At 52.8% G+C, this 12,134-nt stretch carries 11 protein-coding genes and 1 pseudogene; 4 read left to right on the forward strand and 8 right to left on the reverse strand.

What is annotated here, in order from left to right; all coding sequences use genetic code 11:
- The first annotated feature begins 834 nt into the window (after positions 1 to 834).
- The 4 genes from BLV67_RS10280 (at position 835) to BLV67_RS32380 (ending at position 3,054) form a co-directional block, all read left to right on the forward strand.
- Positions 835 to 1,632: an ATP-binding protein gene (locus tag BLV67_RS10280; RefSeq protein WP_069786713.1), complete on the forward strand. Its 798-nt coding sequence runs from the start codon at positions 835 to 837 to the stop codon at positions 1,630 to 1,632.
- Positions 1,629 to 2,012 (forward strand): hypothetical protein, encoded by a 384-nt coding sequence (locus BLV67_RS10285; RefSeq protein WP_069786714.1) that lies wholly within the window; start codon positions 1,629 to 1,631, stop codon positions 2,010 to 2,012. Before BLV67_RS10280 ends, BLV67_RS10285 begins: the two co-directional genes overlap by 4 nt.
- An 8-nt stretch (positions 2,013 to 2,020) precedes the next feature.
- A complete protein-coding gene (locus BLV67_RS10290) occupies positions 2,021 to 2,488 on the forward strand; it encodes a hypothetical protein (RefSeq protein ID WP_069786715.1) in 468 nt (155 codons plus the stop codon).
- A gap of 122 nt (positions 2,489 to 2,610) precedes the next feature.
- Positions 2,611 to 3,054 carry a hypothetical protein gene (locus tag BLV67_RS32380; protein ID WP_141722707.1) on the forward strand — a complete coding sequence of 148 codons (444 nt, stop codon included), beginning with the start codon at positions 2,611 to 2,613 and terminating at the stop codon, positions 3,052 to 3,054.
- Between the two features lie 514 nt (positions 3,055 to 3,568).
- Here the strand turns inward: BLV67_RS32380 and BLV67_RS10295 are convergent.
- The 8 genes and pseudogenes from BLV67_RS10295 to BLV67_RS10335 all read right to left on the reverse strand — a co-directional run bounded on the left by BLV67_RS10295 (position 3,569) and on the right by BLV67_RS10335 (position 12,132).
- Positions 3,569 to 4,871: pseudogene (locus BLV67_RS10295) on the reverse strand (tyrosine-type recombinase/integrase).
- A gap of 329 nt (positions 4,872 to 5,200) precedes the next feature.
- Positions 5,201 to 6,349 (reverse strand): site-specific integrase, encoded by a 1,149-nt coding sequence (locus BLV67_RS10300; RefSeq protein ID WP_069786716.1) that lies wholly within the window; start codon positions 6,347 to 6,349, stop codon positions 5,201 to 5,203.
- Positions 6,346 to 6,558 (reverse strand): DUF4224 domain-containing protein, encoded by a 213-nt coding sequence (locus BLV67_RS33320; protein WP_074854457.1) that lies wholly within the window; start codon positions 6,556 to 6,558, stop codon positions 6,346 to 6,348. Before BLV67_RS33320 ends, BLV67_RS10300 begins: the two co-directional genes overlap by 4 nt.
- Positions 6,555 to 7,637, reverse strand: a complete 1,083-nt coding sequence (locus BLV67_RS10310) for a phosphoadenosine phosphosulfate reductase domain-containing protein (protein ID WP_083269341.1) — start codon at positions 7,635 to 7,637, stop codon at positions 6,555 to 6,557. The genes BLV67_RS33320 and BLV67_RS10310 overlap by 4 nt, the downstream gene beginning before the upstream one ends.
- 277 nt (positions 7,638 to 7,914) lie before the next feature.
- Entirely contained in the window at positions 7,915 to 8,178 is a 264-nt protein-coding gene (locus BLV67_RS10320; RefSeq protein ID WP_069786717.1) for a hypothetical protein, read from the reverse strand.
- A 59-nt stretch (positions 8,179 to 8,237) separates the two neighbouring features.
- Entirely contained in the window at positions 8,238 to 8,555 is a 318-nt protein-coding gene (locus BLV67_RS10325) for a hypothetical protein (protein WP_069786718.1), read from the reverse strand.
- Between the two features lie 47 nt (positions 8,556 to 8,602).
- Positions 8,603 to 9,415: a hypothetical protein gene (locus BLV67_RS10330; RefSeq protein WP_069786719.1), complete on the reverse strand. Its 813-nt coding sequence runs from the start codon at positions 9,413 to 9,415 to the stop codon at positions 8,603 to 8,605.
- A 23-nt stretch (positions 9,416 to 9,438) separates the two neighbouring features.
- On the reverse strand, positions 9,439 to 12,132 hold the full coding sequence (locus tag BLV67_RS10335) for a toprim domain-containing protein (protein WP_069786720.1): 2,694 nt from the start codon (positions 12,130 to 12,132) through the stop codon (positions 9,439 to 9,441).
- Between the last annotated feature and the right edge of the window lie 2 nt (positions 12,133 to 12,134).

A 12,134-nucleotide genomic window follows, 5' to 3' on the forward strand; every position in this document is an offset into this window, starting at 1 on the left:
CCGTCTCTTTCCGGGAGAAAGAGACGGGCGCAGGTTGGCGCACGGGAATGGCCAAGTGGATAGGTTGCTGCAGGGCAGCTATGAAAGGGGATGAGTTGCCGCAGTGGGCACACTGGTAAAAGTAGGCATCCATCACATCGCTGTGACCGTGCGAGCCGCCGGACGCTAATCGCACTTTGGGAGAACCACTACGGTGTGGCGTAGCCTTAAAGGTTCTGGCTACCTGGGTTGCTGTCAGCGACAGCGCTTTGCCCGATCTTTTCTACGCCTGTGGATAATTCGGGTCAAGGCTCGAATTTTTGGGTGTTCTGCGGCTGTGGATGAAATTATCCACCGGTGGAAATCAGTGGTTTTCCACAAACAGTTGTGTGGGCTTGAGATTTTTTAAGTGAGGTCCATCCAAGCAGGGTGGGTTTGCAGCCCTGTTTGGATGGACCCGCAAATGCAATAGGGCTCGTCATGCTCTACGGGACTAAGCCTATAAAAACCGAACCATAAAAATTCTCTCAAGAGTTCATTAGCCGAGTTATATAGAATTAACAATAGTGTATTGTTAATAAATCGAGCGTTCAGCAGCTGATCGGGCCATATTGTGTTTCGTTGGTGAAAGGCTTTTGCTCGCCGAGCACGCTGGAAAATTGACGCACTATTTTTTCTCGCGCACCTGGGTGGCAAGATAAAAGCAGTAGCATTTATCTTTTTAATACAGTAGCGTTGTGACTTCGGTAGGACGTTACCATTGGGTTCAAATTCTACTGGTTGATATGGCTTCCGCTAGTATTTAACGATATAAATCGAAGCGTTGATGCACCCGTAGAGTTAAAGAGGTGGCGATTGAGTAATTTTATTAAAAAAGTTGAGCAGTCATGGATTGATCGCAAGATACAGTTGCTGACGGGTAACGATTCTATTCGTGTCGATCTCGAGAAGATATTTAATGTAGTTCTTAGCGGAAGCCAGAAGATATTAAGCTTCCTCGATATCGGCTGCAAGGTACTGATATACGGTCCTCCAGGACATGGGAAAACGGCAATAGCTTATGAATTGGCCAATAAGCTTAAAAAAAAGGAGGGTATAGAAGCGTCAATATATGAAGTGGATTTGCCGCAGCTAATTTCGAGTCGAATGGGGGATACAGCAAAAAATATTACCGAATTGTTCAATGAAATAAATGAAGTAACAAAGAAATATTATGTGGTTGTCATCATGGATGAGATAGAGGTGTTTTTCCTTAATAGGGAAAATACGCACGAACACCCTGATATGAATCGTGCTGTTGCGGAGTTGATGAATCAATTAGATAAGGCCAGTTTAAATAAGAATCTTTACATAATTGGCCTTACAAACTATGTAGACAAAATAGACTCGGCAGTCCGTCGGCGTTTTTCATTTCAATACGAAATTGAACCTCCGCAGAAAGAACACTTTCTAGAGTTTTTCCGTACTGGTGGCTTTCCAATCGAAGATTTTATCGATGACGAACACGCTGTAGATGAAATCTGTTCAAGTTTTTCTGAGCGCGCTGCTTCATTCGATGCCTTAAAAGCAGAACTCAGAAGGTGGTTCGTCCGCAGCAACCTTGATCAGCGTAAAGCGACAAATTTTTTGCAGTATTTAAGGAGTATTAAATGACTACCTCTGTTGAGTTGGCCCAATACCATCTAAATGACGCCGGGCAATTGATGGAAGCTACGCATGAATCTATTTTCATAGTAGAGGTCGGTAGCTATGTAATTGATATGTTGGAGCCTTATCTTATTGAACGTGAGGCTTTGGAAAGCGATGGGCAGGATACATTCAGTATAGATGTGGTCTCGGAAACGGAAGCTTCCCTTAGGCATAGCATTAATAGGGTGATTGGTGAGATTATTGAAGAATATCAGTCTAAGGATCGCGAGCAGAAAGATGAGCTCGAAAATGTCATGTGTGAGTTAGTTCTTCTAAAAAAGCTAATAGCTAAATCTATGGCTGAACCTGAAGATGGTGCTGTCCTTGTTATAAGCCTAATATAAGGTTTTCTATGAGTAAGGGAAAAAAGGGCGAAGGAAGGGCCGCCGAAGCTCATGCTCTTCTTCAGCAAACTTTAGAGGAGTATGAGTTTACAAAGCCAACTAGAACCAATACGCCAGAAAGCGGCGTCGATTTTATGGTTTATACAACAAAAAAAGAGTTACAGCACGTGGCAAACTCATCGCTTCAAAGAGTCGAGTTCGAAGCTCTTCCTGATGGCGAAGTTGTATTGCGACAAGATCATAAACAATCCAAGCATAAGATAAGTAAAGCTACCGCGAAAAAATTTGTTGATGACATTCAGAGTAATAAAAAGGTAGATGGACACCTACTTACTGGCGGGCAGGGGCTAACAAGCGGTGCCGCTGATGAAATTCAATCAGCACGGGATAGTGGGCATTCGGTTACATACCTAAGCGATGCCGACTTAACGCTAATAATTAATGTTGCTAGGGATGTTATAGATAACTTAGTCTAGCCGCCGTGCCCAGTAAAACCACTTCTGCACAGACACCTGTGCAGCAGTGTTCTGCTTAAAATACTATCACAATTTTCAGGTTTCTATGGAAGTCTAGCTTTATCATTAGGGGAGTAAAAAATATGCCGGAGCATGACCTTATTCGTGAATTCTTCATGTGTGCATCCAAGCTCTTGGACGCGGGGGTCGTACGCTCTGACAAGCTACTTGGTGACATTGGAGAGTGGCTTTGCGTGCAGCAGTATGGGTTGTTACTAGAAAAAAGTGGTCGTCATCCCGGATATGATGGAACAATTGGCGAGTCTCGCGTGCAAGTAAAAGTACATAACTCGCCAGAAGGTACTAATCTGAATGTTGGTAATCCTGCTAGGTATGACGAGCTGATTGTTGTTCTTGGGCCTCGAAGCAGGTTGAGGGTTTCTGCTGAGTTATGCGCATTTCATATTTATCGTTTTTCAAGTCCTGAAGTTTTTAGCCTTATGAAAAGAAAGTCTGGGTATTATTGCGCAAAGAAAATTTTTGCGAGTGCAGATCCGGATTTTCTCAGTATCGAATCAATGCTCTAAGTTTTTTTGGGGGGTAAATGCACGGCGCAACGCTTCGATTGTAAAAACGACGCAATAGTCACAATTAATTTTGTCGTGGCTATTGTACTCATATGGAAAAATAATTTTCAAACGTTATTGTTTTCGGTTGTTATTGATTCAACTTCTCGAAAAAGTATAGGCAGCAGCCTGGGACAGTATCTGAAATACCACAGCAGCGTTATTACTGTTGCTCAACACAACGTATTCAAAATGTCATCAGAGTTCGTCAGCCATTGCCAATACTCCGAATTACTAAGATCGCCTCGCATTTAAATAAGTGGTTGTATGCGCGTGTATTTTTAAAATGCTCTTAAGGCTATGAATAGCCTTAGATATTTGGTGGCGGCAGATAAAGCGACAAACATCGGCATTCCGAAATAGATTTGTAGCATGTTGTTTGACGACCCAGAAGCTGAAATGACGAATCGTGTCATGGCCTACTATTAATCTTTTCAATACTGTTTTTCGTCCCTAGGTATTTTCGCGAGTTGTGTTAACTTGATTGGGCTAATTTTTTTTCCCATATTTTAGCAAATTCATGTGGAGCCAAATGCTTCCGTCGATTGACCTCAAGATACCGGCTCCACCAGTTCATGATCAGCCTCCGCTCTTCGATGAACTCAGCCTTGTGTATGTAGGCCGCACGGACGTTGTTCCGCTCTTTGTGGCTCCTCTGCCTTTCAATGGCTGTCTCGGACCACAGCCCTGACTCAATCAGCGCACTACAGGCCATCGACCGAAACCCATGCCCGCAAATTTCGGCTTTGGTGTCGTACCCCATCTTTCTGAGCGTGCTGTTCACCGTGTTTTCAGACATGGGTTTCCAGGGCTTGGCATCGCCTGCAAATACCAGGTCGAATTCGCCGGTGAGGACGTGGATCTGTTCAAGCAGAGTCACGGCTTGCGGCGATAAGGGTACAAGGTGGATGTCCCCGGCCATCTTCGTACCCCTTGTTGAAAAGGGTACTCCGTCCAACGCGGGTCGAGTGTCCGGTATCTCCCAGGTGCCGCGCTTGAGGTCGAACTCGCTCCAGCGGGCGAAGCGCAGTTCGCTGGAGCGGACAAACACATGTAGCGAGAGCATGACTGTCAGCCGAGTCAGCGTTCGTCCTTTGTAGGTGTCGATGCGCTCCTGCAATTCAGGCAGACGCAATAAGGGTAAAGCTGGGCGGTGAACTACCCTCGGGGCTTTGTTCAAGCCTTCAAGGTCGGAGGCAGGGTTTGCCGCGATCTGTCGAGCACGTTTCGCCTCGCGCATGATGCTTTGCAGGTAGTTTTGTACCCTTAACGCGACGTCAATCGTGCCACGCTTCTGGATTGCTTCCAGAGGTTGCATCAAGTCGTGAGTGTCTAGGTCGACAATAGCGCGATCACCGATTAGTGGAAAAAACATGGGTTTTGAGACGGCTCAGGACCGTCTTGGCATGGCCCGGAGCCCATTTGGCAGACATCGCTTTGTGCCAGTCCAAGGCTACGTCCTCAAAGGTTCGGCCACGGATTGTGGCTTGCGTCTTGGCTTGGTGTTTGGACTCGATGGGGTCGATGCCTTCTGCCAGCATCCGCTTGACCTCCAGGCGCTTCTTGCGCGCATCGGCGAGGCCGACCACGGGGTAGTTGCCGAAGGAGGTCAGTCCTTCACGACCATCAGGTTTTACATACCTGAAACGCCAGCCTTTACGGCCATTGGGTTGGACTAGAAGGTAGAGGCCGTCGCCGTCGAAAAGCTTGTAGGCGCGGTCGGTGGGCTTGGCTGAACGGCAAGCCGAATCGTAGAGTGGGGCAGTGGTGCGCGACATAAGGGTACTCCTCCCTTTATCGAATGACCTTACCCCTATCTTTATCCTTAAAACGGCTGGTATCCATAAGATTTTGGCGGAATCCGACGGAACGCCAAAACGAAAAAACCCGCCAGAAGGCGGGTTTTTTGGGGGTTCCAGAGATTTTGAAAGCCTTCTATGGAACCTTGTATGGTGCCGGCACCAGGAGTCGAACCCGGGACCTACTGATTACAAGGAAGGTGCTTCAAGCATATAAATCAATGGGTTATGTGATTTCTTATTACGTCCAGACGCGCCAAGGCCCGCGTAGATGGCGGGCCCTGTGTCGCTTGTTACGTCCGATTTGCTCAGTCTGCGGAGGGGGAGACGGTAGGTATGCTGTGGTCGTAGACGTCCATCATCTTCGGGTCACGGTGGCCGCTGGCCTCCTGTTTATCCGCGCGCGTGCCCACCGTGTCAGTGATTCCACGTCTTTTAAGGTCGTGAAGCGCGAACCGCTGGTCCGGCGTGATGATGTCGTCAGCCAGAGCCAGGGTGATGAAACGTTGCCAGGCCGTATCCAGGCTTGACTTGCGAAGCGGGCCGCCATGGCTGGCCACGATGATGGTGCGGCGTGACGGCGCAATCGGTATCGCGGTTTTGCGTTTGGCCCAAACCTTTGCCCGATAGGCCTTTGCATGGTCCCAAGCTTTGCGCAGGCGCGGTGTCCAGCGAACAATGTTGTCCCGACTTCCCTTTCGACGGTTGGTTAGAATTCCGGTCTCCAGCTCGTTTGCGTCGGTCAGGGTTACGACTTCGATTCCGCGTAGCCTGCAGAGATAGGCCAGCTCCATGACATAGCCAAGGTATTCGGGGCAGCCGCCTTTCTCGCCACGTATCAGCAGTCCGCGTGCAATGGCCCGATCGATGAGCGTGTCCATTACCTGGTGATTCGGCAGGCGACGCTGTTTTCGTTCGACTGGGGCTTCTATGCCCAGAGCGGGGTTCACTTCCAGATAGCCGCGGTTGCGGCCCCACTGCAGTACGCGCCTCAGATAGCGAAGGGCGTGCGCGGCTTTGGATGGGGTGCCTTCGTCCGCTAGCCGATCGACGATGCGCTGCACCAGGGCAGAAGTAAACTTGCGCACCGCCAGATCTCCCAGGGGCTTGCCCAGCTTTGTAGGCAAGGTCAACAGGACATCACGTGAATAGCAGTAGTCGTCATGGGTTTTGGGGCTGAGCTTCTTATATCGGTCGCTCTCGTGAAACTGGCCACAAACGTAGCGAAGCGTTCCACGGTCGACGTTGGATGCCTCATCCATGATTTGGTGCAGATCGGCCAAAGAAACATCGGCCGGCGCAATGTTTCGCCGGCGCTGCTTTCCCGTTTCGTCATAGTGCAGCGTGTACCAGACCTGGCCCTTTCGGTGGTCGAAGTAAACGGCCGCTGGGAGAGCGGCCTGGTCGATATGTCCGGGAATGTGCGGATTATGCTTCCGCTTCCGTGCTTTTTTCATAGGATGTCGGAGTCGTACCTGTCAGAGCTGGTAGGGGTGACGCCACCGGCATGGTTGACCAAATCGATGGTTGTCCATGGGCCTGTTCGCCCACGAAATAACCTCACGCCCTGGTCAATAAGTGTCCTCTCGACATCTGATCGCCGCTGATAACCAGTTATGTGCTGTAGATCTTGAAACGTCAGAACGCCGGTTGTTGCTTCTTTCACAGTGCAGCCCTCGAGGCTTGAGCCTGCCGATCGATGCTGCTTACCAGTTTAGCCGGCGGTGGATAAATCGATGTAGTAGAAGCTTGGTCGAGCATTTCTGTCTCAATGCTGATGACGTCGGCCTCGCCATCGCACAGGCCATATGCCGAGTTACATGCATTGGCATCGGTGGCGATCAGCAGGTCGTATTGGATGCCACCTCGGGCCGTCTTCGACCATTCGACGGCCTGGCGGATGCTGGCAACCGCCATTACCTCAAGCGCGGTCATATCGGCAATTGAGCCTTTCGGGTGTTTGGCGTTTGACCCAGCGAAGAATGTGGCTGCACCGCGCTTGCTGGCCTGTTGAACGGTCCGTTCCCACCGATCGATCCGGTCAATGACTTCAGGGAAGCGCAGGGCGATTTCCCGCAGTTCATCCTTACGGCAGTTGATGCAAGGCATGCACCCCACCCGTCCCATGCCCTGTGAGTAAAGTGGATTTGGCTCAATGCCCATGAACCGGTGCGCCTCGAACACGGCCGGGATATTCCACTTGAGTATCGGTCGGTAATTGAAAAGCCCGCCGCCGACTTCATCGCATTCAGGTAGGTAACGCCTGTTCAGCGATTCATCAGCCCGCACGCCCTGCCAGCTGATCAACATGTTTCCTTGCCCCATCAGCGGCATCACCACTTGCTCAAGCATAGGGTCCCGTTTCAGTTCCATGGTGCAGAACTGGGCCTTACGGCTGGGGAAGCGGCCCTTCCAAATGCAAAGGTCGAGGAATGGATTGCCGGTTGGCTGCAAGACTTCCAGCGCGGCCAGCACTATGGGTTCGTCGACGCCTTGCTCACGCCATTTGGTTTCTATGAACTTCCGCTTTCCGGCGATCTGCCGGCTGAAGTCTGCTTTTACCCTGGTGATTGGTACGCCTGTGGCTTGCTCTAGGTAATCAAGATACTGGTAGGTCTGTTCGTGCTCGTTGCCAGTGTCAGCAAACACGGCCTGCAGGTTGGGCGTCTCAAGGGCGATGGCCACCAGTAGCGTTGCGGTACTGTCTTTCCCGCCGCTTACACTGACGATGTTGTGGGTAGTCATAAGGAACGACCTTAAATTGGAAGAGTGCTTTCGGAATATGGCGCCGGCCTGCACAGGGCAGGCCGGCTAGTCAGAGGTCAGCGGGAGTAGCGACGTGTTTTAGCCAGCCTTGCGGTGAGCTTCTCCGCCATCAAAGAAGCCCACTCCTCGGCTTTCCGCTGCTGACGTAGCTTGCTGCACCCCTGGTGCCGGCGGGTCGACCGAGCGAAGCCGCATATATCGCAAATGCTAGGAAGATCTAATCGCGTGCTGGCCATCGTGGGCCTTGTTCGGGAACTCATACGGATGCTCTCGCGGACGCTAGTGTGGTCAGCAGTTGGGACACAAATGCCGCTTCGTTTGCTGTGAGATCACCTTGCAGGTGTGCCATGGTGGTGAATGCCTCGAGGCGGATCCGGGTGTCGGGCGTCTTGTGGACCTGGTAATCGAAAAGCGCGGTACCGACGATTCGGATGGCCATCAGGTGCCGCGCCGCCTGCATTCCTTCTGCCGGCACTGTGGTAGCCTTCGGGTCGCTGCCGCTCTGGTGCTGTGCTTGCATGGTGTTGCCCTCAGTGGTGGTTGGTGTCGGGGAGGTGCAACTCCTCGACACCGTTCTAATTACCGGCCTTCGCCGGCAGTGGTTGGTTGCACTTGCCGAACCAGGTGAAGCACCAGGTTCTCCAGCTCGATCACTTCGTCAGTCGCTGACTGCCACTCCAGCACCGCCTGGATCTGTTCCCTGGTGCACTCCAACACCAGGAGCTCCTGCTCCGTGGCACCACGGACTTCCAGAATCTCGACCAAGCCAGCAGCGCTATATGCCTCGGCGTGTACCATTTGGCTGGCCTCGCCGATCCACTCCTGCAGTTCCTTCAAATGCTTGAGCTGTTTCGTCGCACCGTCCCGACCTTCGCCGGTGATGATTTGTACGTGCATGATGGTTTCCCTTTTTGGTGCGGCGTTGCAGCACTAGGCTGTGCGTGTCAGAACGGAATGGACTCGGAAGCGATGTCGTGCATGACCTTCACTGCTTCATTACGGAGTGCGTCGGGAATCGAAAGCAGTGTGCAAAGGAGGTCCAGCAGCGCGAGCATTTGCGCGCAATTCTTGGCAGTTCTTGGGCTGAGACCATCCCCATATGTTTGGGTCAACTGGCCCTGGTACCGAGGCAGGAGCCTCTCCAGGCTGCTGGTTACCCAATCTTCCGATTGCGCCACTTTGATACCGAACGCGATGGCCTTATCCGCGCTGACATCGGTTATCGCCTCGGGCCGGACCCTGGTTGCGTGTGGGCTCTCGTCTGAAAAGTTGATGGTGACCATGCGACTGGCGACGGCATCACTGCATTGCACTGGATGATTTGCGGTGATCGTTAACGCACCTTTGAATGTGTGGTGCTCGGCCATGACGCCCTCCGATCTGATGGAGAACTCGCCGTTGTAGAGCGGTTTCAGTTCGTCCCAATCAAACTTCTGATTGAACTCACCTTCGTTCTCGCAGATAACCACACGGTTTTCCGCGCTCAAGACGGACCGTGCTCGTGCTGCAGGAGTGGGGTATGCCAACGAATACGCATAGGGAACTTGGCCCGTCAGCTTTTGCAGGTAGTCCAAGATCAGAGACTTGCCCCTGTCAGCGGCGCCGTTGATCTGGATAAACGGAAAGCTATTGTGGTCCTTGCGAATTTGAGCGGCGTGTATTGCCCCCAGCCACCAGGCCATGGCGACCACCCCCCGAGGTCCAAAGTAGGCGACAAAGTCATTGAAGCGAATGGCCGATTTGAGTTCGTTCTGCATGTGGTTACTCCTGGTTACTACGGTTAAGCACTCTGGAACATCCAGCAGCGCACGGTTTTTGCTTTGTCGAAGGCGTCTTTCATCCGTGCCGAGCAAACGGTGCGGTTGGTTTCGATGAACTTGGGGCACTTGCTGGTCTTGAGGTGGCGTTTGAGTTCGGTCAGATCCGGGACTTTCTGCCGTTTATTCGCCGCCATTTCTGCGAATTCGTTCAGGTTGACGGCGATCAGGCCGTCGGTGCGGGAGTGATTGAGGTCGCCTTCGGGGCCGTTGAGGTAGTCGAACAGCTCCCAAAATTCCACAACGACGGAGTGGTCGGCGTTAATGGCCAACTGACGATCCTTGGCCATGTTCTGGATCTCTGCATGGGCCGCGTCCACTTGGTTTTTTTTCAGTGGGACGACGTGCACCAGAGCGTCGACCAGGGCGTGCAGTTGGGCGTGATTCTTCGCGATGCGCACCGTGCGGATCTCGGGCAGGGCCAACAGTTGCTGTTCGTACTTCGGGCCCTTTTCGCGGACGGTCTCCATTACCACGGTTTCCATCATGGTGGACTTCACCAGGAAGCCGCTGACCCGATCGACCGGCATGCGCTCCAGCTTTTCCACCAATACTTTGGTCTGAGGTGTCTGGCCTTCCTTTGTCATTGCGATGTGCACAAGTCGCTGCAGGATAGGTTCTGACGCGTTGACAGCGTGGTTCTGGCCAATGACCACGGCCGCACGGAAGGGCGGTTCCCGGGTGTCATTGCCGTTGTTCTTCACACCGGTGGAGCGGACGCTACGCCCGTTATAAGCGGTTTTCAGTTCGTCCCAGTCGTACTGTCTGGTTTGGCTGCCGTCGGTCTTTTCCCGCTCGGATTCAATCAGCACCACCGGCAAATTGGCGACCTGGGCGAAGTTGCGAGCCCGGGCTACCGGTGTGCCCTTGGTTGGGTCGAAGCCCTCGTAATCGCTCCGGCCGCACAGCTTCCACAGGAACTCAATCAAGGTGGATTTGCCGGCACCTGGTTCGCCGATGATCTCCATGAACGGGTAGCTTTTCTGGTGTTGCCGGATTTGCTCGGCAAACAGGGAGCCAAACCAGAAAGCGAGTGCTACCAGGCCCTTGGCGCCGAAGCACTCCCATATGATTTCAAGCCATTCAGTCTCAAACTTCTGCAGGTCGGTGTTTAGATTGAGGATCACGGACTGGCTCAAGGTCTTGATGCTGAGCCGGTCCATATCGAAAAAGTCTTCCTCGTTGAGCTTGAACACCTTCCCGTCGCGCACCGCCACGTCGCCGTAGACGTACGCACCGTGTTCACGGGTATATCCGGTGAAGTCAATGGTCTGCACAGTTTTCAGAGCGTCGGTTTGTTCTTCAATGAACGCATCCAGTTGTTGCGTGGTGCCGGTGAACATCCCGCCCGGGGCAATGCCGAGTAAGCGCTTTTTGAACTCTGCAGACGAAGCAATCTGAGAGCTGGTGAAGGTGTTCTTAATAGGTGCAGCGTCATGTGCAAAGGTGATGCGGAAGTAGTACCAGGACTCGTCGGTGAGCTTGTTTTCCTGGTAGTACAAGGCTTTGGGATTGCATGTAGCGATACGCTGCAGGGCGCCGCACTGCTGCATGGCCTTGGCACGCATCTGCTTATTGTTCAATTGCTGGTCGTCGTGGTGTTCGCTGTCCTCAAGTTCCTGAATCGCCTTGTTGTACTTCTCCAGGTCGAGCTTGAACCAGTAGAGGCGGTTGCCGAACTCCAAGTGGAATTCGCTACGGCGTTTCCAATCGAACATCACCAGGGCCTTCTCCGTGGCGTTGTCGGCAATAAGCAGCGCGCCGTGGTGGCGGGCTGTGGTGATGTCCTTGTCAAACTGGGCTTCGCGTTTAGCGCCCTCGTCCAGGAACTGCCAACGCTGGTGCAGATCGTTCCAGTCGACCTTCCGGTTGTCCCGCTGGGGGATTTGTGCAGCCTCGCAGGTGAAGCCCAGTTCACGCGCCATACGCACCCAGCGCTTCGTATAGGCGTGTGCACCTGGCTCGTTATCCAATGCCCACACCAGCTTCGGCAAGCTGCCTGGACGGGCTGCCACGATCGCCTGCAGCGAGTCGGCCGGGAAGGCGTTCGAAGACATAGCCGATACGGCAGCAATATTGTGATGGACCAGGGCGATGGCATCGAATATGCCTTCAACGATCCAGATTTCTTTCGCTTCCAGGACGTCGACGCACGGCGGGCACCACCACGTGCCCCGGTAGCTTTCACCTGGAGCGAACCGGGCTTTCATCTTTCCGAAGCGGGCCGGTTTGTCGATCAGGCGTTCCCAGTAGCCGCCTTTCTCCAGAGCGAAACGAACCGTGGCGCTGCCGGCGTTGTGCTGCCCTGAATAGTGGGAGTCCTGGGTGAACCAGCCGGCGATCAACTCGATGTTGAATCCGCGCCCAAACTCCAGATAGGCGCGGGCTGTGGCCGTGGGTGCGTTGTCCGTCGCCGGCGCACGCTTGCTCCAGTCTTCAAACAGATCGTTGTAGATTTCTTTGACGTGCAGGGTGTGACCGCACTTTTCAGACCGGCCGCAGATCACCAGCCAGGGTTTGTCATGACGCGAATACAGCTCACGCTTGTGGCACTTAGGACACTCACCACCGCGCATGTAATCGGTATCTTTGCGATGTTTCAGGCCATAGTCAGATTCCAGGCGCTGCAGCACGTCGTGACGAAGATCTTCTTTCATGG

The sequence above is a fragment of the Pseudomonas salomonii genome (assembly GCF_900107155.1).
Lineage (GTDB): Bacteria > Pseudomonadota > Gammaproteobacteria > Pseudomonadales > Pseudomonadaceae > Aquipseudomonas > Aquipseudomonas salomonii.